Annotated in this window: 23 protein-coding genes; 14 read left to right on the forward strand and 9 right to left on the reverse strand. The window is 43.3% G+C overall.

Annotated features, from left to right (window positions below):
• The first annotated feature begins 23 nt into the window (after window positions 1-23).
• Window positions 24-995 (forward strand): hydrolase, encoded by a 972-nt coding sequence (locus E2K93_RS06265; RefSeq protein WP_135438272.1) that lies wholly within the window; start codon window positions 24-26, stop codon window positions 993-995.
• Window positions 996-1024: 29 nt separating this feature from the next.
• Window positions 1025-1264 carry a YheU family protein gene (locus tag E2K93_RS06270; RefSeq protein ID WP_135438273.1) on the forward strand — a complete coding sequence of 80 codons (240 nt, stop codon included), beginning with the start codon at window positions 1025-1027 and terminating at the stop codon, window positions 1262-1264.
• 92 nt (window positions 1265-1356) lie between these two features.
• Here the strand turns inward: E2K93_RS06270 and E2K93_RS06275 are convergent, their stop codons facing one another.
• From E2K93_RS06275 to nudE, 3 genes are read right to left on the reverse strand one after another with little or no spacing between them, the layout of a single operon-like run.
• Complete coding sequence (locus tag E2K93_RS06275) at window positions 1357-1938, reverse strand: YceI family protein (RefSeq protein ID WP_189637866.1); 582 nt, start codon at window positions 1936-1938, stop codon at window positions 1357-1359.
• A gap of 11 nt (window positions 1939-1949) precedes the next feature.
• Window positions 1950-2774, reverse strand: a complete 825-nt coding sequence (gene cysQ / locus E2K93_RS06280) for a 3'(2'),5'-bisphosphate nucleotidase CysQ (protein WP_135438275.1) — start codon at window positions 2772-2774, stop codon at window positions 1950-1952.
• A 2-nt stretch (window positions 2775-2776) separates the two neighbouring features.
• On the reverse strand, window positions 2777-3334 hold the full coding sequence (nudE, locus tag E2K93_RS06285; protein ID WP_135438276.1) for an ADP compounds hydrolase NudE: 558 nt from the start codon (window positions 3332-3334) through the stop codon (window positions 2777-2779).
• Window positions 3335-3487: 153 nt separating this feature from the next.
• Between nudE and yrfG the strand changes: the two genes are divergently transcribed.
• Complete coding sequence (yrfG, locus tag E2K93_RS06290) at window positions 3488-4159, forward strand: GMP/IMP nucleotidase (RefSeq protein WP_135438277.1); 672 nt, start codon at window positions 3488-3490, stop codon at window positions 4157-4159.
• A 58-nt stretch (window positions 4160-4217) separates the two neighbouring features.
• On the opposite strand, the gene E2K93_RS06295 is transcribed toward yrfG, so the two are convergent.
• The 3 genes from E2K93_RS06295 to coaBC all read right to left on the reverse strand — a co-directional run bounded on the left by E2K93_RS06295 (window position 4218) and on the right by coaBC (window position 7655).
• Entirely contained in the window at window positions 4218-5675 is a 1458-nt protein-coding gene (locus E2K93_RS06295) for an aminoacyl-histidine dipeptidase (RefSeq protein WP_135438278.1), read from the reverse strand.
• A 95-nt stretch (window positions 5676-5770) separates the two neighbouring features.
• Window positions 5771-6355 (reverse strand): nucleoid occlusion factor SlmA, encoded by a 585-nt coding sequence (gene slmA / locus E2K93_RS06300; protein ID WP_135438279.1) that lies wholly within the window; start codon window positions 6353-6355, stop codon window positions 5771-5773.
• Between the two features lie 85 nt (window positions 6356-6440).
• On the reverse strand, window positions 6441-7655 hold the full coding sequence (gene coaBC, locus E2K93_RS06305) for a bifunctional phosphopantothenoylcysteine decarboxylase/phosphopantothenate--cysteine ligase CoaBC (protein WP_135438280.1): 1215 nt from the start codon (window positions 7653-7655) through the stop codon (window positions 6441-6443).
• A 172-nt stretch (window positions 7656-7827) separates the two neighbouring features.
• On the opposite strand from coaBC, the gene radC reads away from it, so the two are divergent.
• Window positions 7828-8499, forward strand: coding sequence for a RadC family protein (gene radC / locus E2K93_RS06310; RefSeq protein ID WP_135438281.1), 672 nt, complete (start codon window positions 7828-7830; stop codon window positions 8497-8499).
• Between the two features lie 11 nt (window positions 8500-8510).
• Here the strand turns inward: radC and E2K93_RS06315 are convergent, their stop codons facing one another.
• Complete coding sequence (locus E2K93_RS06315) at window positions 8511-9407, reverse strand: neutral zinc metallopeptidase (RefSeq protein ID WP_135438282.1); 897 nt, start codon at window positions 9405-9407, stop codon at window positions 8511-8513.
• A 418-nt stretch (window positions 9408-9825) separates the two neighbouring features.
• Between E2K93_RS06315 and rpmB the strand changes: the two genes are divergently transcribed.
• The 5 genes from rpmB to mutM all read left to right on the forward strand — a co-directional run bounded on the left by rpmB (window position 9826) and on the right by mutM (window position 13833).
• The gene (gene rpmB, locus E2K93_RS06320; protein WP_135438283.1) at window positions 9826-10062 is read left to right on the forward strand and encodes a 50S ribosomal protein L28; all 237 of its coding nucleotides are present in this window, start codon (window positions 9826-9828) and stop codon (window positions 10060-10062) included.
• An 11-nt stretch (window positions 10063-10073) separates the two neighbouring features.
• Window positions 10074-10229: a 50S ribosomal protein L33 gene (rpmG, locus tag E2K93_RS06325; RefSeq protein WP_033078277.1), complete on the forward strand. Its 156-nt coding sequence runs from the start codon at window positions 10074-10076 to the stop codon at window positions 10227-10229.
• 201 nt (window positions 10230-10430) lie between these two features.
• Window positions 10431-11030 carry a LemA family protein gene (locus E2K93_RS06330; protein ID WP_135438284.1) on the forward strand — a complete coding sequence of 200 codons (600 nt, stop codon included), beginning with the start codon at window positions 10431-10433 and terminating at the stop codon, window positions 11028-11030.
• Window positions 11031-11053: 23 nt separating this feature from the next.
• The gene (locus E2K93_RS06335; RefSeq protein ID WP_135438285.1) at window positions 11054-12979 is read left to right on the forward strand and encodes a M48 family metallopeptidase; all 1926 of its coding nucleotides are present in this window, start codon (window positions 11054-11056) and stop codon (window positions 12977-12979) included.
• Between the two features lie 38 nt (window positions 12980-13017).
• Complete coding sequence (gene mutM / locus E2K93_RS06340; RefSeq protein ID WP_135438286.1) at window positions 13018-13833, forward strand: bifunctional DNA-formamidopyrimidine glycosylase/DNA-(apurinic or apyrimidinic site) lyase; 816 nt, start codon at window positions 13018-13020, stop codon at window positions 13831-13833.
• A 109-nt stretch (window positions 13834-13942) separates the two neighbouring features.
• Here mutM and coaD read toward each other — a convergent pair whose 3' ends face one another.
• Window positions 13943-14440 carry a pantetheine-phosphate adenylyltransferase gene (gene coaD, locus E2K93_RS06345; protein ID WP_135438287.1) on the reverse strand — a complete coding sequence of 166 codons (498 nt, stop codon included), beginning with the start codon at window positions 14438-14440 and terminating at the stop codon, window positions 13943-13945.
• Between the two features lie 202 nt (window positions 14441-14642).
• On the opposite strand from coaD, the gene E2K93_RS06350 reads away from it, so the two are divergent.
• Complete coding sequence (locus E2K93_RS06350) at window positions 14643-15308, forward strand: TetR/AcrR family transcriptional regulator (protein WP_135438288.1); 666 nt, start codon at window positions 14643-14645, stop codon at window positions 15306-15308.
• Window positions 15309-15312: 4 nt separating this feature from the next.
• Here the strand turns inward: E2K93_RS06350 and E2K93_RS06355 are convergent, their stop codons facing one another.
• Entirely contained in the window at window positions 15313-16053 is a 741-nt protein-coding gene (locus E2K93_RS06355) for a 3-deoxy-D-manno-octulosonic acid kinase (protein WP_228445521.1), read from the reverse strand.
• Between the two features lie 108 nt (window positions 16054-16161).
• Between E2K93_RS06355 and E2K93_RS06360 the strand changes: the two genes are divergently transcribed.
• The 4 genes from E2K93_RS06360 (at window position 16162) to E2K93_RS06370 (ending at window position 21617) form a co-directional block, all read left to right on the forward strand.
• The gene (locus tag E2K93_RS06360; protein ID WP_135440421.1) at window positions 16162-17199 is read left to right on the forward strand and encodes a glycosyltransferase family 9 protein; all 1038 of its coding nucleotides are present in this window, start codon (window positions 16162-16164) and stop codon (window positions 17197-17199) included.
• Between the two features lie 117 nt (window positions 17200-17316).
• Window positions 17317-17943 carry a hypothetical protein gene (locus E2K93_RS17675; protein WP_189637867.1) on the forward strand — a complete coding sequence of 209 codons (627 nt, stop codon included), beginning with the start codon at window positions 17317-17319 and terminating at the stop codon, window positions 17941-17943.
• Window positions 17933-20881 (forward strand): prolyl oligopeptidase family serine peptidase, encoded by a 2949-nt coding sequence (locus E2K93_RS06365; protein ID WP_189637868.1) that lies wholly within the window; start codon window positions 17933-17935, stop codon window positions 20879-20881. The genes E2K93_RS17675 and E2K93_RS06365 overlap by 11 nt, the downstream gene beginning before the upstream one ends.
• 169 nt (window positions 20882-21050) lie before the next feature.
• Window positions 21051-21617: a hypothetical protein gene (locus E2K93_RS06370; protein ID WP_135438290.1), complete on the forward strand. Its 567-nt coding sequence runs from the start codon at window positions 21051-21053 to the stop codon at window positions 21615-21617.
• Window position 21618 lies beyond the last annotated feature (1 nt).

Here is a 21618-nt window from a genome sequence, read left to right on the forward strand (position 1 = left end):
AATAATTAGCGCACTAACTTGCAATGATAATAAACAGTAACTTCCGACCAGCCTGGTGGATTAGCAACTGCCATTTACAAACAATGGCGGGTAAGCTTCTTCGTAAAAACCTACAACTCGACATCATTACCGAGACCGTTGAAATACCGGATGGTGATTTTGTTGATCTTGCTTGGACCGAAGACCCTGCTGCCGCACCAGACAAACCTATCGTCTTTGTCTTACATGGTTTAGAAGGGTCGATTGATAGCCATTACGCCAAGGGCATGATGATGGCCATCAAACAGCGTGGTTGGATTGGTCTATTGATGCACTTTAGAGGCTGCTCAGGCAAGCCCAATCGCCATGGCCCGAGTTACCACAGTGGTGATACCTTTGATATTCATTATTGTGTCGAGCATCTCAAGCAACAGTTTGCTAATCGTAAGCTTGCCATACTGGGTTTTTCGCTAGGCGGTAATGTATTGGCAAACTACCTAGTGGAAGATAAAAACCACCCATTTGCTGCGGCAGCAATCATTTGTGCACCTTTGCATTTAAGCAGCTGCAGTCAGCGCATCTCCCAAGGTTTTTCGCGTATATATCAAAAATACCTAGTGGATATGCTAAAAGACAGCACTCAGCAAAAGATGGATTTGGGTTTAATTGACCATATAGAAAAGAGTGAGCTTAGCGCTATTCGAGAGCTGTGGCAGTTTGACGATAAGATCACCGCACCTATCAATGGCTTTGATAATGCTAGCGACTATTATGAAAAAGTCAGTGGTCTCTATCAGCTAGAGCACATCACCACATCGACGCTGGTATTGCATGCGCTGGACGATCCGTTTTTATGCCATAAATTTATCGAGCAACTGCCCAACAATGATAAGCTGACCTATGAACTGAGCCAGCACGGCGGACATGTTGGCTTTATTGGCGGTAGTAATCCATTCAAACCTGAATACTTTATTGAGCAACGGGTGTTGGATTATTTTTCTGAGGTTTGGCGTTAACCAGTAGTGTTATCGACAACAGGTTTATTATGATCATTCCATTACAACAACTTAACAGTGATGTGCTCGACAACATTATCGAATCATTCGTTTTGCGCGAGGGTACCGATTATGGCTTTGAAGAGATCTCGCTAGACGATAAAAAACAGCAAGTTAAAGACAAACTGTTGTGTGGAGAATGGGTCATCGTTTATTCAGAGTTGCACGAAACCGTCAACATCATGGAACGACACTTATTCGAACAAGGTGAGCAACCGTCTAGCGACTAAGCTTGATATTTGCTGGGTAACACCCTAGTTATTAATTTATAAACAAAAAAGCCAGACTCTATGAGACTGGCTTTTTTTCGCGTCGTTAATACTTATTTACGGGTAAAGGTAAGGACGAACGATACCGGCACGGCCTTTGAAATACTTGGCAGACCCGCAACCTCTGTCAATTTAGCGATTCCTTCATCAAAACCAAAATCACTGGCATTGATAATCACTGGGTGGATACTTGAGATAAGAATGTTGTCTTTATCGTAGCTGATGATGGTTGTTGCAACATGAAAGCTTTTGGTTACGCCATGCATCTCAATGCTACCTTGGATGGTTTTAGGATACGGCTTACCCTGCTCCATTTCCATCATAAACATACGGCCAACATCAACGTTAATGATGGCTTTACCAAATCGTTCGGTTTCAAACAGTATTTCTTTCATACGCGTATCACGCACTTCAATACCGGTATTAACGCTTGCCAAATCAATCACAACCTCACCTCGACCATGCTCAATCAGTCGGCCTTTAAGATTAGCAAAACGATGCAACTCGGCAATATCCTGTTTTTTAATGCTTACGAAGTTGATACTCGATTGGTTATTATTCAGTATCCATTCTGCCGTCGCATTAAAGCTACAACAGGTTAATATCACACTCAGTAGGGTTAAAACGCGTTTCATAATTAAATCCTCTAATAATCTCGGCTGCATCGATGTGGAATAATCACGTGTTGCCAATCAATTTTAGCATTTCCCAAACCGATAAAATCTGGGTTCATCAAACTTTCACGACGGTTGTAACTTAATTCATTCATCTCACTATCGACAATATTACCACCAGCTTCTTGCAGGATAATTTGGCTGGCGCCAGTATCCCATTCGCCAGTTGGGCCAATACGCAAATAGCAATCCGTTGAGCCTTCAGCAATTTGACAACTTTTTAGTGAACAACTGCCTAGCGGGATATGTTGATAACTATAATCTTTACTTAAATACTGCTCTATCACCGCCACATTTTGTCGACGAGAAACACCAACATTAAGCGCTCTTGAACCATCATAATCAGCAACTTGAATGGCGTTAACGTGTTTACCATCGTCTTTAAACGCGCCAGCCCCTTTACTTGCGTAATAGGTAACGCCATGTGCTGGTGCATGTATCACGCCAATGACTGGCCAATTATTTTCTACTAAGGCAATATTAACGGCAAAGTCGCCACTGCCAGCGATAAACTCGCCAGTACCGTCGATAGGATCGAGTAACCAGTAACGAGGCCAATTACGTCGTTGTTGAAACTCTATATTGGTACTTTCTTCGGAGATAATTGGAATGTCAGGGGTAAGGCGAGTTAATTCATCGACCAACAGTTTATTTGCCGCTAAATCGGCACTGGTTACCGGTGAATCGTCCGCTTTATGATATTCTTCGAAATTACCCTGTTGGTAAAATCGCATAACGTCTTCACCAGCGAGTTTGGCGAGCTTGATAGCGATTTCTAACAACATCGATTGCTTCATTATTAGCCTTTTATTCTATCTAAAAGTAGCATCAACGCAGTGATACTGCGTGCTTCGGTGAAATCTGGTTGTGCCAGTAATTGTTGATAATCTTTCAGTTTCCAATGCACCACTTGCAATGGCTCAGGTTCATCACCTTCTAAACGACTTTCGTACAACCCTCGGGCGACAAATAGCTCCATAGTGGCATTAAAAAACGCCGGCGCTAGGCTTACCTTATGAATATAGTCGATTTCGGTCGCCGCAAAGCCTATTTCTTCTTGCAACTCACGATTTGCCGCTTCACTGGCTTGCTCGCCTGGATCAATCAGGCCTTTAGGAAAGCCCAGTTGATATGAGTGGGTTCCTGCGCAATATTCGCGTATCAAAATAATCGTTTCATCATCGAGCATAGGCACAATCAGTACCGCCCCTCGACCCGCGCCTTTAATTTTTTCGTAAGTGCGTAATTCACCGTTACTGAACTTGAGGTCAATCGCCTCGACCGTCACCAAGCGGCTTTTAGCTACATCCTGACTTTTCAGGATTTCAGGCAAAACCAGTTTTGTATCGTTATCCATGGAACTTCAACGTGTCAGTGCATTTGAGGAATGAGGTCAAACAACATACTTGCCTGAATAATATAACCAAGTTAATGTCTAATTAAGCATAGCAAATCGTTGCCAATTTCTTAATAATATACTTAATTGGTTAACGTATTGATAGGATTAATAATGCTGGACTGGGCAAATATCAACACCGTTCTACTGGATATGGATGGAACCATTCTTGATTTGCATTTTGATAACTATTTTTGGCAACAACATTTGCCCAAAAGGTATGCGCAATCACAAGGAATTAGCGTCAGTGCCGCACAAGATTTTCTGGCGCAAAAATATCGTGATGTAGAAGGCACCATTTCTTGGTACTGTCTCGATTACTGGGCCGAGCAAATTAATATGCCGATCACCGACATAAAACGGGAGGTTGACCATTTAATACGCCTTCGAGATGATGCTCATGACTTTATGCAAGCACTAAGACAATCGGGTCGACGCGTTATATTAGTCACCAATGCACACCCAGGTAGCTTGAGTCTGAAAGTCGAAAAAACCGCCCTTGATAAATACTTTGATAGATTAATCTCCTGTCACCAATATGGTGTCAGTAAAGAATCGCAAAGTTTATGGCAACAGTTGCAACAAGACGTCGGCTTTGACAAGCAACACACCCTTTTTGTCGACGACAGCATACCAATTCTTGATGCTGCAAAAACCTTTGGCATAGGTCATTTATTGGCTGTCGCTAACCCGGATAGTAAGCAAGCAAGTAGGCAAATCGATGATTACCCCTTTATCACCGACTACCGAGTATTGCTCGACGATATATTGCAGTCCCACGCGTAATTTCACGCAATAAAAAAGCCACTGTGTAGTGGCTTTTTTAGTTACTCTTCGGCGTTATTTAGGCTTCTGGAATATTCGCCAATACTGCGGTTAACAACTGCCAGTATTCACCAACGGTCTTAACTTCCACTTTTTCATCTGGAGAATGCGGGAATTTAATTGTTGGACCAATCGATACCATATCAAGATGTGGGTATTCGGTTTTAAACAAGCCACACTCTAAGCCTGCATGGATGACCATGATCTCCGGCGTTTTATCGAAGTTATCTTGGTAAGTTTCACGCACTAAATTCATGATCTGTGAATCGGTACTTGGTTTCCAACCTGGGTAGGCACCAGTAAACTCAACCTTAGCGCCCGCTAGTGAAAATACTGACTCAATCATTTCTTCGGTTTCTATACGACCATCGTCATGCAAAGAACGAATTAAATTAAGCGCAACAAATTTAGGCCCTTTGCAGCGTAACACCCCCATATTGATCGAGGTTTCAACAACCCCTTCAATATCATCACTCATGCGCAATACACCATTAGGTGCACCATTAAGCGCCGCTAGAATGTTGCTTTGACAAGCACGTGACCACATTAGGTCAAATTCTTCCGGCTGAATCAGCATCATAGAAAGATCCGGTTCAACCACATGCAGGTTTTGTTTGATTTGCGCTAAGTAATCGTTAAATGCCGTTGTTAATGCCGCAATGTGCTGTTTGGCAACAACAAAACTTGCATTGGCTTCACGAGGAATGGCATTGCGCAGGCTACCACCATTAAGCTCGGTTAGTTGAATAGCAAATTGCTTGCTCGCTTGTAATAAAAAGCGCACTAGAAGCTTATTGGCATTGCCACGGCCTAAGTGAATATCAACACCAGAGTGACCACCTTTTAAGCCAGAAATGGAAATATTAAACGATTCCCAATCTTGTGGTACCGCTTCAGTTTCAAGCATAAACGTCGCAGTCGCATCAACACCACCAGCGCAGCCCATGTAGACTTCACCTTCTTGCTCAGAATCGGTGTTAATTAAAATATCACCATCTAACCAACCCGGCTTAAGGCCAAACGCACCACTCATGCCAGCTTCTTCATCGATAGTAACTAGCACTTCTAATGGACCATGAGCAACATCATCACTCGCTAACACCGCCATCGCTGAGGCTAAGCCAATACCATTATCCGCACCTAACGTGGTGCCATCTGCGGTGACCCACTCGCCATCAATGTATGGACGAATCGGATCGGTCAAAAAGTCATGGTCTGTACCACTATTTTTTTGCGGCACCATATCCATATGCGCTTGCAGAATAACACCTTTACGGTTTTCCATGCCTGCTGTTGCCGGCTTCTTCAAAAATAGGTTACCAACTTCATCTTCTTTGCATTCAATGCCAAGATCCGCTGCCCATTGTTGTATCCATGCTGAGATTTTTTGTTCGTGTTTTGATGGATGCGGAATCGCACAGATATTGGCGAAAATAGACCACAATGAGGATGGATGTAATTGATTTAATTCATTCATAATAGGCTCTTTTAGATATAGGAAAGCCAGCAATGGTCTACACCTTCACTGGCTGAACTGTTTTATGTCATTAAATATGGGGGCGATTTAAGCGCTTAACAAGCCGCGGTAATAAATTGCCATTGTTCAGTAAAGCTTTCACTTGGCTTTTTACTAAAACCAGAGCGCACATAAGCACCTATTTTACCTTCACAGTAACTTAGTAAGGTATTAGCCAATGCACCCTCAGCGATAGGAAAACCTTTACCTTCGCGCAATTTGCGTTCCCGTAGAATTTGTTTGTATTGGGTTTCAAGCTTTTCGAATAATTGATGCACTCTGGCTCTTAGACGCTCGTTTTCACCAACTAACGCATCACCAGCAAGAATTCGACACATACCCGGATTGCGTTCAGCGAACATCAAAATAACATGGGTAATATGGTGACAACGCACCATGGTTTCTTTTTGATCTGCCAAAATCATATTGATGCGTGAAAACAACGCCTCTTCGATATATTCAATCAGACCTTCAAACATGCGGGCTTTTGATGGGAAGTGGCGGTACAAAGCCGCTTCAGAGAAACCGACTTCTGCAGCTAACTTTGCGGTTGTTATGCGCTGCCCAGGACTGGTTTCCAGCATATGAGCTAAGCATTCCAGTATTTGCTGTCGTCTATTTGGTTTTTGATTTTCAGACATGTAATTATTCTTCTTTATTCTACTTCTTTATATTGCCGCAAATAGCTTTGCTTAATACACCACAAAGCTAATTGGCACGATACGATTATTCATTGGACATGCGTTGTTTAACTAACAACACCAGCTGCCTTGCCAAAGATTGTTTATCCATTAATGGCAGTTGCTGATCACCACCTTGCCAAAATACACTAAGCGCGTTGTCATCACTATTAAAGCCTTGGCCTTGTTTTGACACATCATTGGCGGCGATCATATCTAGATTCTTGCGCTGCAATTTTGCTTTGGCGTAGCTTTCAACATCTTGGGTTTCAGCCGCAAATCCCACAGTAAAGGGCTTGTCTGGTTGTGCCGCAACACTGGCGACAATATCAGGGTTTTTCACCAGCTCTATCGCCATCTGTTGATTATCACTGGTTTTCTTGATTTTTTGATCGCTAACCTTCGCGACCTTATAATCGGCAACCGCTGCACAGGCAACAAACACGTCAGTTTGCTCAACGCTGTTCATGACCGCTTGATACATATCATCAGCGCTTTGTACACAGACGCACTGACACCCTTCTGGTACGGGCAAGTTTACTGGACCGGAAACCAATGTGACTTTTGCGCCAAGTTGGCGCGCAGCATCGGCAATGGCATAGCCCATTTTTCCAGATGAATGATTGGAAATATAACGCACAGGATCAATCGCTTCTCGCGTCGGGCCTGCGGTAATAAGCCAGTGCTGTCCCTGTAATCCTTGGCTTTGTTCTAGCGCACTAAAGTGCTCTAGGGTGTGTTGAACCAACTGATCAGGCTCTAACATACGGCCATAACCGACGTCACCACAGGCTTGTTCACCTGCTGCTGGACCCCAGATTTTGACGCCGCGTGATATTAATGTCGAAAGGTTTTGTTGGCTTGCTGCTGCTGCCCACATTTGCTGATTCATCGCCGGCGCAATGGCAATCGGCGCTGCCGTTGCCAATACAATGGTCATGAGCAAATCATCGGCCATACCGGCAGACATGCGCGCTAACGTATTTGCAGATGCTGGAGCAATCAACACTAAGTCAGCCCATTTGGCTAACTCAATATGTCCCATTGCCGCTTCAGCGGCAGGGTCTAGTAGACTGTCAGCGACTGGATTACCAGAAACCGCTTGTAAGGTAAGAGGGGTAATAAAGGCTTTGCCGCCATTGGTCATCACCACGCGAATATTGGCGCCATGATCTTTTAAACGGCGAACCAGTTCGGCGCATTTATAAGCAGCAATACCGCCGGTTACGCCCAAAACGATATTTTTATTCTGTAAAAACATCTCGTCCTGCTAAAATTAGTGACACAGATTACGTACTGTGTATAACAATTGTGGCGATAAGATAACATGTATTTAAATGGATATTAAATAGTTATCTTCAGATTAGTAAGTATTCACATTCAGCTAATTGACCGTAATACGCCAACAATACATTAAAGCAAGGAATGCAAATATGTTATTAGATTGGCCTGCAAGCGAGCGCCCTCGCGAAAAATTACTCAACCTAGGGGTACAAAACCTCAGTGATGCCGAATTATTGGCGATCTTTTTACGAACCGGCATTAAAGGTCTTGATGCTGTGGCTCTAGGTCGACTGCTATTGCAACGTTTTGGCAATTTGCATAATCTCTGCACCGCCGATCTCGAAACCTTTTGTCAGCAGCCCGGTCTTGGCCAAGCCAAGTTTGTGCAACTGCAAGCGTGTTTAGAAATGTCACGCCGTTTTCTTGCCGCCAAACTGGAATCCGGTGTTAACTTAACCTCGTCGCATCAAACTCGACAATATTTAATCAGTCAATTAAAGCATGAACCGCATGAAGTGTTTGCGGTGTTATTTCTTGATAACCAACACAAGGTTATTTGCTACAAAAAAATGTTCTTTGGCACCATAGATGCCGCCACCGTCTATCCACGCGTTGTCGTAGAGGCAGCTTTGAAGTATCGCGCCGCAGCGATTATTTTATCGCACAACCACCCGTCAGGGATTGCCGAACCTAGCCTTGCTGACAAACAAATAACTCAGAAATTAATCAAGGCGCTGGCACTTATTGATATAAGGGTGCTTGATCACATTATCATCGCCGGTCATTTAACCTGTTCGTTAGCCGAACGCGGCGACATGTGATCATGCGGCGTCTATAAGTTGGCACCGCCAAAGGTATTGCATTGCAAATAGTCGCCACTATCAAAGCCGCGACGGAACCAACTTACCCGCTGCTCTGAACTGCCATGGGTGAAACTATCCGGCGTCACACGCCCTTGTGCCTGTTTTTGTAGTCTGTCATCGCCAATAGCCGCCGCGGCGGTTAGCGCTTCTTCTAAATCGCCAGCTTCTAGCATGTCGCGCTCGTTATGAGCATAGTAACCCCACACTCCGGCATAGCAATCCGCCTGCAATTCTAATTTCACCGACAATTTATTGGCTTCGGTTTTACTCACCCCTTGTTGCGCCTGTCGAACTTTGGTTGTTGTACCGAGCACTTTTTGTAAATGATGACCCACTTCATGGGCGATGACATAGGCTTGGGCAAAATCACCAGGCGCGCCATGACGGGTTTTCAAATCTTCATAAAATGACAAATCTATATAGAGTTGTTCATCACCTGGGCAATAAAATGGTCCCACCGCAGAACTTGCTGTGCCACACGCTGACTGCACCGCCTGCGTAAATAACACCAATACCGGTTCGCGATAGCTTTTCTGCTGTTGTTGTAGCAATTTGTGCCAAGTATCTTCGGTGTCCGCTAAAATCACCGCGACAAACTCTCCTAATTGCTGTTGCTGCTCGGTTAATTGCGTATTTGCCGGGATCTGTTGCTCTGAACTTTGCTGCGGTGCGATATTCACGCCCAGCATTTGTGCGCCAAAATAACCGACAACACCAATAACAAGTAATATGCGGCCTATTTTGGTTTGCAGTAAAAAAGGCAGAAAACGCATTAATAAAGTGGCAATTCCGCCACCACCAGCCGACACTCTCTGGCCGCGGCGGTCTTCGACATTCGAGCTTCTTCGTTTACCTTGCCAACGCATAACCCACCTCGTATTGCTTACTATCCATAAAATTTAGCAGCGATCGGCGTTGAATCCCAATTTGCCGCGGCTAATGGAGGATAAAAATACTTACCGCTTGAAAACCTTTGATTAACAGAACCGTACTATTTTTATACATATGTCGTAATAAAAGCGATTTTGGCGGTAATTTCTGTTGGGTTTTTCAGCAAATACACGTATAATCGCGCCCATTAAGAACATCAGCTTAATTAGTAGCCGATAAAGCTTGATCATTTAAAAGGACGTCTATATAATTTGCGACCTTTTTCAGGCTCCTATGGGCGACGGCCTGAGGAGTTGATATCGAATCAATCGTCAATGCGCACCTGTGTGCTTTGCTACTGAATCGATATAATAAACAAGCTCGAGCTGAAAATTATTTATTGGAGTGACTCACATGTCTAAAGTTTGCCAAGTTACAGGCAAAAAACCGATGGTAGGTAACAACCGTTCACACGCGTTGAATGCTACCCGTCGTCGTTTTTTACCAAACCTTCAAACACACCGTTTTTGGGTTGAAAGCGAAAATCGTTTCGTTAAATTACGTACTACTCCTAAGGGAATGCGTATCATCGACAAGAAAGGTATTGATGCTGTATTAACAGACATCCGTGCCCGTGGCGAAAAAGTCTAAGGAATTGAACAATGCGTGATAAAATTCGTTTAGTTTCATCTGCTGGTACTGGTCATTTTTATACTACTGACAAGAATAAAAAGACCATGCCTGAAAAGATGGAAATCAAAAAGTTTGATCCGAAAGCTCGCAAGCACGTGATCTACAAAGAAGCTAAAATCAAGTAATTGGTTTACTGCTTTCTTAAAAAACCCGGTTTATCCGGGTTTTTTTATGCCTAAAATTCCCTTGCCGTGATTATTGCCCCAATCATTGCCCCTTATTTTCATCGAATTTCGCCTTATCTAGAAACATTTACTCCTTGCAGCTAACCAAAGCAACCGATACATTAAGGGCATTGCAACATAAATTTAACACTAGGAGCGCCTGTGAGTATCACTACAATCGTATTTTGGGTTGTTGTTTTTATTGCTATTTTTTACGTTATTGGCATTTATAACCAACTCGTTGCCTTAAAGAATCGCTATAAAAATGCCTTTGCTCAAATTGAAGTTCAACTAAAGCGTCGTTATGACTTAATACCGAACTTGGTTGAAACCGCTAAAGCTTATATGAGCCACGAGCGAGAAACATTGGAAGCGGTAATCAGTGCGCGTAACAGCGCTGCCAAAGGCTTAGAAGCTGCCGCGGCACAACCTGGCAATGCGCAAGCGATGCAATCGTTAATGGGCGCGGAAGGTGCTTTGGTTGGCGCCTTGGATAAACTTAATTTTGTTATGGAAGATTATCCAGAGCTGAAAGCCAATGAAAACATGATGCAGCTTAATGAAGAGCTGGTCAGTACCGAGAACCGTGTCAGTTTTGCGCGTCAAGCGTTTAACGATCAGGTCATGGCGTACAACACCTATAAACAGAGCTTTCCACAAACTGTATTTGCCGGTGCATTCGGTCATGGTCCAGATGCTAGCCTACTTGAGTTTGAGGATTCTCAACAAATCCAGCAAGCACCAAAAGTATCTTTTAAATAAGCGCTATTTAAGGCTTTCAATTAATGGATTTTTTTCAGGCCCAACAAAACGCCAGACGCAACACCTGGCGTTTAGGCGTTTTATTTTTAGCGGCTGTATTTAGTCTTATCGCCATGACCTACCTTCTGGTTATGGCACTACAAACGTACTTGGCACTCGATGCAGACCAAGCATTGAGCATGTCCTTGATGACGCAGCAATTTGAATGGCGAACCGCCATTTTTGTTGCCTGTATCGTCGCCGTGGTTATCTTCTCAGGCAGTGCCTATAAAAGTATTAGTTTGGGCTCCGGTGGTAAAAAAATAGCCGAGCTGCTCGGGGGCCAACGCGTCACCCATGACAGCAAAGACGCCAATGAAAAAATGCTGCTTAATGTCGTTGAGGAAATGGCCATTGCCTCAGGCACGCCGGTGCCTGGTGTTTACATACTTGCGCATGAGCCTGCAATTAATGCCTTTGCCGCCGGCTATAACAGCTCGGACGCTGTCATTGGTGTCACTCGTGGTTGCATTGAGCGCTTGTCACGAGAAGAACTGCAAGGGGTTGTCGCCCACGAATTTAGTCATTTGCTAAACGGTGATACACGCTTAAATATGCGCTTGATTGGCGTTTTGCACGGCATCCTGATTATCGGTTATATCGGTTACTATATTTTACGCACGGTACGCGGTAACAATAAAAATACCGGAGCGTTCTTAGCATTAGGTTTAGGGTTAATCGTCATTGGCTTTAGTGGTAACTTTTTTGGCGGTTTGATCAAAGCTGGGGTCAGTCGACAGCGGGAATATTTGGCCGATGCCAGCGCCGTCCAGTTTACCCGTAGCAAAGAAGGTATTGCCGGTGCCTTGTATAAAATAGGTCACTCAGATCATGGCTCGCTATTAGATACACCTTTGGCGCCGCAAATGAGTCACGCCTATTTTAGCTCTGGCGTAAGTTCTTTTGTCGAATCGATGTTTGCCACCCATCCGCCATTAGATAAGCGCATTGAACGTATATCGCCGCACTTTAAATTGCAGCGCAAAATCAATGAACAACAACGTGAAGATGAACTAAAGAAACAACAACGCCAACAAGCGAAAGAGCAAAAACAAGCCAAGAAAGAGCAGTTTGCAAAAACCTTAACGTCTGCGGTTGTGGCGCAAAAAGCCATTGAAAGTGTCGGTAAAATCAGTGACAACAACATCGATTATGCGCAACAATTATTGCTTGAGATGCCCGTTAATGTGATTGATGCGGTCCGCACCCCACATGGTGCCCAAGCGTTTGTGTATGCCTTATTACTCGAAGCTGATGAATCCTTATTAAAGGCACAACTGAGCCACTTAAAAGAGCATTGCCCAACCGATGTGCTCGATAACGTGTTCGCATTACGCATTACCGTTGGCAAGTTACAAAGTCGCTTCCGCCTGCCATTAATTGACATGAGCGTACCGCTTCTACAATCCATGGATGAATCTCAATATAAGCAATTTAGCGATAATATTCAGGTGCTTATTGATATTGACCAGCACATCAGTTTGTTCGAATGGATATTGCAAAAAATCATCACCCGACATGTTGGCTCATCATTTTCTCGTGCCAACAAACTGCACAAACAACGTCGCCTTCAGCAATGCTATGCCGCTGCCGAAGTTTTGTTTAGCACTTTATTACACCAACTGGTCAGCGATGACGATGAGAAACAACGCTTACTGCCATTAGTTAGACAAGCCAGTGAGATGAGCGAGTTACGTTTATTGTCTGAAGATAAGTGTCAATTTAGTGATCTAGACGGCGCGCTACAAACGTTAGTCGAGTTGCAGGTAAAAGAGAAACCTAGGATACTTAGGGCCTGTTTATTAATTGCAACCGGTGACAAGAGCTTTACGCACCAAGAAATGGAGTTAGTGCGGGCGATTGCCGATACGCTGGACTGCCCAATGCCACCTAACCTTGTTGCAAGCTAACTTAGTTGCCAACCACTACAGCCTGTTAATGAATTATCATGCCTGAATTACCTGAAGTAGAAACATGCCGACGCGGCATAACACCACATATCGTTAATCACACTGTCAAAGAAGTTGTGGTTCGAAATGCCAATATGCGCTGGCCCATTACCGATACCATTGATGATATCCAAGGCCAAGTGATAGACAGCGTTACTCGACGCGCGAAATACCTGTTGCTAAAAACCGATAAAGGCACCTTGTTATTGCATTTAGGCATGTCTGGGACGCTACGGGTTATCCCTGAACATACCGAAGTCAGTAAGCACGATCATTTTGATTTGGTGTTTGATAACGGCCTCACTTTGCGCCTTAATGATCCTAGACGATTTGGTGCGGTATTGTGGCTTACCGGTGACGTCTACCAACATCCGCTGTTAGCAAGCCAAGGGCCAGAACCCTTATCCGAGCAATTTGATGGTCAGTATTTATATGAAAAATCTCGCAATAAAACCGTGGCGATAAAAACCTTCATTATGAATAATCATATCGTGGTTGGGGTGGGTAACATTTACGCTAATGAAAGCCTATTCCAAGCCGGTATCAATCCCACAAAAGCCGCGGGCAAGATTTCGAAGAAACGCTTTATCGATTTAGCAAAGAGAATTAAAAAGGTATTACAACAAGCCATAGAACAAGGCGGGACCACCCTAAAAGACTTTACGCAAGCCGATGGTCGACCGGGTTATTTCGCCCAATCATTGATGGTTTATGGTCGCAAAGATCAGCCCTGTTTTCTCTGTGAAACGCCGTTAAAAGAAATTAAACAAGGTGGACGGGCGACAACATTTTGCCCTCGTTGCCAAAAAAATTAACCGCATCGAACGCGGTACATTAGCTCTGTAGCGTGTATAAATAACGGATTTAAAAACTAAAAAGCTGGCATAAGCCAGCTTTTTTAATTTGCCTTGATGGGCTGGCCAATTAGCTTTGATTGGCTTTATTAAACACGGTTTTATCAAGGATTTGTTTGACATGCGGATGCACAAATTCAGATACATCACCGCCGTGTAAGGACACTTCTTTAACCAATGTCGATGAGATAAAGGAGTTTTCCTCAGAAGGTGTTAAGAACACACTTTCCAGCTCGGGATATAATCGACGGTTCATGTTGGCCAATTGAAATTCATATTCAAAATCAGAAACCGCGCGCAAGCCACGAATCAGCACTTTAGCATTTTGCTCTTTGGCAAAGTCTACCAATAAACCGGAAAAGCCAACCACAGTGACATTATCTAAGTGAGTGGTGATCTCAGTGATCATATCGACGCGTTGTTGTAAGTCATAACGAGGCTTTTTGCTAGGGCTCGCAGCAACCCCAACCACAACCTGATCGCACAATTTAGCCGCTCGCTCAATCAAATCCAAGTGACCATTGGTTACCGGGTCAAACGTGCCCGGGTATATCGCCTTATTTTTCATAAATAGCTATTAACAAATCATTTTCTGCCATTTTAGCTTGTGCTGCACACAAAGCAAATACGGCGTGCTCATTAGCCATCTAAAGTAAATACTCAAAAAACTTCCTTTTTCAGTTAATTTGATAGTATGATGTGAGTAATATCTACATTACCTGGATAAATATGCTTATCGGGCCAGGCATTAAATAAGAGTTTCGGAAGAAATGAAAACAAGAGATAAGATCATTCACGCCAGCATAGAGCTGTTTAATGAAAAAGGTGAGCGCAATATCACCACTAACCATATTGCCGCACACTTGGGTATTAGCCCTGGTAACCTGTATTACCATTTTCGCAATAAAGAAGACATCATCAATACCATATACAGTGAATATGCGGATGATTTGATTTCTGAATTTCAACACTTACGGGAAACTGAAGACCCACTAGACAGCATTTTGTTGTATATGGATATCGTCTTTCAGCTTATTTCCAAATTCCGTTTTTTCTATTCCAACTTACCGGTGCTGTTAGCGAAAAACCCGGCATTGAAAAAACGTTACAGTGAAATTCAACGACAAATTAAACAGCGTGTATTACACATGCTGCACTCGTTAAGCGATGCTGGCATTCTATCCATTCAGGATGATGAGTATGAAGATTTAACCTGTTTGTTGCGCCTAACCACGACCTTTTGGTTGAGCTACTTGCAGACACAGGTTGATGAAGAGCCAGATATTAATGATGAAAGTATTTACGATGGTCTATTAAAGATTTTCGCATTGCTAAGCCCTTACGTTACCAGCGATGCTAGAGATGCATTTGAAACCGCTCGTGACAAATACAAGACGCTACAGCAACAAGCTATGACCGAGACTGCCGAAGCGTAACCCGTTAGCTCGAATAGCCTTGTAATAATGATTGCCAGTTTTCCTCACTATAATGGAACACTGGCATTTTTTTTTGCTCTTTTAAAAATGAGCGTTGCAGACGTTGCAAATTTTGTTGCTGCCATGGCCCTTCGCTGGCCATTTGTTTACCTTGGTCAAAATCAATTAGCCAAATTTTATTGTCGCTATCCAACATAATGTTATGGGCGTTAAGATCATGATGATAGATGCGCTGCTGATGAAAGGCTTTTATGCAAGCACCTATCTGCTGCCAGCTTTGCTCTGGCAATTCAGTTTGCGTCAATAACGCCACCAAATCATTTGCGCCTGGAATAAGCTCAATTAAAATATCGGCGTTATAGGTCAATCCTTGACGCTCAATTTTAAGGGCGACAGGTTTTGGTGCAGGTAATCCCATCTGTTGCATGTCCGCCAACAGAATAAATTCTTTCGCGGCGCGCGTATTCATAAAACCGGTATAGAAATAACTGTCATTGATCAGCTTGCCAATCAAGCCGCCACGATAATAATGACGCAGCACCATTTTCACTTGAGGGTGTTGTACAAACCATGCAGTGCCGCGGCCAGTAGAGGAACCCAATACCGCGTTTTGTTGTTGCCAGTAGCTCGAATCAAACATTTCAACACTAAAATCATTGAGCAGATCGGCATCATATAAACAACGAATATTGCCTTCTTGAAAAAGATTTATGTTTGAATGTTTTACAAATCTCGATAGGTTCAAGATAATAAGCCTTTATATAGGGGCTATTGATAACGTCACGGCAAACAATGTTGGCGGCGATTGCATCAATTAGCACATGGTTATAACTATTATTGTGGTGAATCCTTTATGCCGGGTCAAACCTCTCTTGAGCCAAAATCTCTTTGTATTTTAAGACTTTCAGCTATAGGCGATGTTTGCCACGCGGTAGCCATGGTACAACAAATCCAAAAGCAATATCCACAAACAAAGATCACTTGGGTCATTGGCAAAGTCGAACACATGTTGCTCAAAGGCTTGCCTGGTGTTGAATTTGTGGTGTTTGATAAGTCTTTAGGCTGGCAAGGCTACATGCAATTACGTCAACATATGAAAGGACGTGACTTTGATGTTCTATTACATATGCAAGTTGCCTTAAGAGCCAGTATTGCCAGTTTATTTATTCCCGCTAAAGTCAAAGTTGGTTTCGACAAGCAACGTGCCAAAGAAGGCCAATGGTTGTTTACCAATAAAAAAATTGCCCCACAAGCGGAGCCACATGTGCTCGACGGTTTCATGAATTTCGCCAAAGCCATTGGCGTTAATATCGACGCGCCAAGCTGGTTGATGCCGTTCGGTCAACAAGAACGAGACTGGGCTCACGACAATATTGAGCAAAGCAAACTGTATTGCGTTATCTCAGCTGCCGCCAGTAAAGCCGAGCGCAATTGGCATGCTAAAGGCTATGCTGAGGTTGCTGAACACCTAACCGCCAAGGGATATCAGGTGGTGTTATGCGGTGGCCCTGCGCAATTGGAAGTCAATCTTGCCAATGACATTGAAAAGCACGCTAACTGTGCTCTGACCAATCTGGTTGGTAAAACCAATTTAAAACAAATGTTGGCGGTGCTTGAGTCAGCTAAATTAGTAATCGCCCCAGATACCGGCCCTGCCCATATGGCAACCACAGTATCGACGCCAGTTGTCGGTCTTTATGCCCATTCAAATCCGCAGCGCACAGGCCCATACAAAAGCCTAGATTTTGTCGTCAGTGTTTACCCCCAATGTGTATTAGAGCAACACGGTAAAGAGGTTGCGCAGTTGCCTTGGGGCACGCGGGCTAAAGGCGAATTAATGGATCGCATTAGTGTTGCTATGGTCACCAACAGTATTGATAAGATCCTATAAGCCCATTGTGCTACTTTATTGACCAACCACGCGCTGTTGGTTATCATGCTATTTGCTATATTACATGGAAGTAATGCTTGTTAGTGATCGCTTACTTCCCCAAAAAGCGAGATAATAATGAGAAATAACATTCTGCTTTTGGCCATACTTTCTATTGGCTTATTGACTTCCTGTGCCACCAAAGTCTCTAGCATCAAAGACGATATTGACAATAAACTCGACAAAGAAGAGGGCTACTTATTACTCGCCGTCGATACTAACCGTCCATTACGGGAAATTCTTATCAGTGGCACCAAGCTGATCAAGCTGACATCAGATGATCTGCAAAAAGGTAGTAACTATATTCTCATCAATTTACCCGCGGGTGATTACACCATCGACAAAGTCAAAATCAATTTCAATGCGCACATTCGCGGATTCGAAGATGAGCTTTGGCAGTTTTCTGTTGAAAAAGACAAAATCAGTTACGTAGGTCACCTCAATGCCACGACCTTCACATACTGGTACTACGCCGGTGGCCGATTTGAATTACTTAATAAATCATCGGTTGCCCTTGAATATATGGAACAGAACTTTCCACAAATTCTTGCCGGTCGTGACATGGTATATCACGGTGTCGGCGAAGATTCGTTTTTTGAATTGGTGGCAGGAACTCAACGCAAGGAGCAACAGCAAAAGCAAGAGCAACCGCAAACACCGTTTATTGCAGAGTCAGCAGACAAGGAGACCGTCAATGCCAAATAAGTTAATCATCAGTTGTCTTTTCGCACTGGTCAGCTTTAGCAGCACTGCCGGCGAACCATTACATGCAGAAGAGCTCTATAAAAATTCCGATCATTACAAAATTGCTATGCGCCCTGACGGTAAATACATTGTCTCTTATGACAGAGATGATGATTATGACGTGATTGAATTGATTGATCCTAACAAGGAAACCAGCAGCAAATTAATTGAAGTTGAACACAATTCAAAAACTCGTATTTCCGATTTAAATTGGATAGACAACCAAAGTATTTTTGTCTCCTTTGCCTCGCGTCGCAACGGTATTATTAAAATTGATTATAGTGACGGCAAGAGCAAAGCCAAATGGCGCTTATTAGAACCAGAGGGTAGGCTTGTTGACAGCCTGCCGAACATTGAAGGCGAGGTGTTGTTTGCCCATAAAGGCGACGCACGAAGTGATGATTTAACCGTTTATAAAATTAATATCAAAGACTTATATGCAGGTAATTTTGATAGTAATTTTGAGTTTGTCGAGCCGTTGGACGACGCTCTATATTATCGTTACGACAGACAATTCAATGCCATGTTTTCAGCGACCTTTGATGATGATGAAGTCATGCAATGGTATTTTAAACTTGATGATAAAGACGGCGAATGGATTGATTACAACAGCTATGAATTAGGCGAAAAGTTCACACCAGCTATTGGCTTTATCTCTGACAGTAAAATTGCGGTATTAAGCAACGAGACCACTGATTTAGTGTCGTTAGTGGAGTTTGACTTACACAGCCAAGAATTTGGCGAGGTGTTATTTCAGCATAACCGCTATGATCTCACCGATGCCGGCCTTAACCCTGACGGCTCTATCGCGTACGTCACCTACTTCTCTCATGGTTTACCGACCAACCAGTATTTCCATTCTGAGCACATTCGTCTTAATAAATCATTGAAAAAGTCTTTTCCTGAACAGTCGGTTTCGGTGGTGCAAGCAAGTCTAGATGACAATGCTTTATTGGTATCGGTCAGAGGCTCAGACAACCCAGGCCAGTTTTATTATTTTGATGTGAGTGCGAAAAAACTCACCTTGGTACGCAATCGCTACGAAGTGCAACAGGATGTGGTCTACGCACGGGCAAAATCCTTTGACGTTAAAATTGATGACGACACCTATATTGAAGCAATTCTTACTTTACCAACAAGTAATGACAATGGCGTGCTAATTGTTAACCCACACGGTGGCCCGGTCGGTGTTCGTGACTATGCGGTATTTAATCGCAACAATCAGTACCTTGCCAGTCGAGGTTACGCAGTATTAAATGTTAACTTTCGTGGCTCTTCAGGCTTTGGTAAAGAGTTTTTGCAACGCGGTAAAGAGCAGTTTGGCCAACTCATTGAGCAAGACATCTCAGCGGTTGTGAGCAAAGTGGAGCAAGAGCACAATTTTGAACGCATGTGTTCAATGGGCTCCAGTTATGGTGGTTATTCGGCAATGATGTTAGCCATCTATCATCCAGACAAATACGAATGCGTTATCTCCAATTTCGGGATTTACGATTTACCCCATTTATTTAATGCCAGTAACTTAAAAACCCAGCCAGAATTTCAAGAAAAAGTTGCTGAAATTGTTGGTGATTTTGACGAATCATTAAAGGATGTTTCACCCATATTCTTTGCCGAAAAATTGCAAGCGCCAGTCTTGTTGATGGCCGGTGAAAAAGACACCATTGCCGACTTTGAACAAGCGAATCGCATGAAATATCGCTTAAAACAGCTCGGCAAAGATATGGAATATTTGTTCTATGCCAATACCGGGCATGGCCACAAATATTGGAGTGGCGACCGCCACGAAATCGCTTATATCGATGACTTTATTCGCCGTAAGCTGGATTTACCTCTACCAGAGGCATCTAAGGACAATGACGCATTGGCCTATGACAAAGTTGTCATCGCCGATGCGTTTGAGTTTGATGACAATGTTGCCAATGATGAGCACAAAGCTGCTAAATACTATCAACAAGCGGCGGATTTAGGACATGCCAGAGCAATGTTCAATATTGGCAGTTATTATCACCGTGGTATTGTTTATCAAGAAGACATAGAACAAGCCGTGCATTGGTACCAAAAGTCATCTGATGCCGGTCGTGCCAGCGCTTCTATTCGCCTTGGCGATATTTATCAGCAAGGCCAATATGTCGAGACAGATTACGATAAGTCCTATCAATACTACCAACAGGCTCAACAACAAGAGACTCACTATGGCCAACTCTATATAGCGCAAGCGCAATGTTTAGGACAAGGGGTCGAGTTTGACTTTGAGCAATGTATGGCAAAATTGTTCTACCAAGATCTGCCGGAACATGAGCGCCGTTGGGTAGAGAAAAAATACCTAGGTACTCAGCGTTCGGTGATCAGCACCATCCTTTGGCAGGCTCAATTTGATGACGAGCAGCTAGCGAAAATACAACAGACGATGAAAGAAAAGTACAAATTGGACATCATCGATGTTGCTGTCGATGAAGTTGAGTCAGGTGTTTTTAAACCGGAGTATTATCGTGGCGATTACCAATACTCAAAAATCGAAGATGGCACAACACGCTTCACTGTCGAAAAAGATGTCCGTTTTGGTACCACCATAACCCTCGAAGCCAATGAAGATTTGAAGAGCAAATATAAGAGCAATACCATGCTCGTCGTGCACTGGTTACCACCTAAAGAAATCAATGAGTATGAAAGCTTATATTTGGTCAATACCGATTTGCAAAGGCGCTTACACCTAGATAAAAAGCTGAGCAAAGAGGAACTACTAATACCTGGTGATTGGACCTTAGAAGTAAGAAGTTTAACCGGCACCGTACTGCATACTCAGACATTTAATCTGACCGCTGATGAAGAGAGTCAAATAAACCAGCAGATAAGCAGCGACGAGAATACCGCTACAGAAAAAGTGGTGAGCGAATAAACGCTACTTTACTCACAAAAAGACGACTTTGATCGTCTTTTTGTTATCTAGCTTTACCAATACTCATTAATTGACCACTTTTAAGTCATTGGTTAGTATGAAAATAAATACATGGAAGTGTTATGTTTATGATACATAACGTCCGCTACCGCTTAGCGAGTGAGCCACAGTGAATAACAATAAAAAGAGCATCTCCATCGCCTTAGTCATTTGTGTTTTTGTTTGGGGCTGTGCCACGAAAGTCAGTAGCATCAAAAAAGACCAAGTCACTGGCCTCAAACAAAATGATGGCTATTTTTTACTTGCAGTCGATACCAATCAAAAAATAGAAGAAATTGTCATTTCTGGCCCAACCTCTATTGCCTTGGGACAAGCCGATTTGCAACGTGGCAATAATTACATATTGCTTGCCTTACCCGAAGGCGAGTACAGCTTAAGCAAAGTCCAATTTTCTAAATACGCCAAACGCAATGACTTCGATAACGAGTTGTGGAGCTTTGCGGTCAAAAAGAACACCATCAGCTATGTTGGTCACCTGAACATGGAAGTGTATTTGTTTTTTGGTGCCGCTTATTCTCAACTAAAACTGCTCAATAACTCGTCCATTGCTTTGGAATATATGGAAAAAAACTTTGCCGATGTGATCGACAATAAAGCGATGATATACACCGGCCCCGGTGAAGATAAATTTTTTGATGTTGTTAGGCCACAAACCAACCAGCAACAGGGAGAGTAAC

The sequence above is a fragment of the Thalassotalea sp. HSM 43 genome (assembly GCF_004752005.1).
GTDB lineage: Bacteria > Pseudomonadota > Gammaproteobacteria > Enterobacterales > Alteromonadaceae > Thalassotalea_A.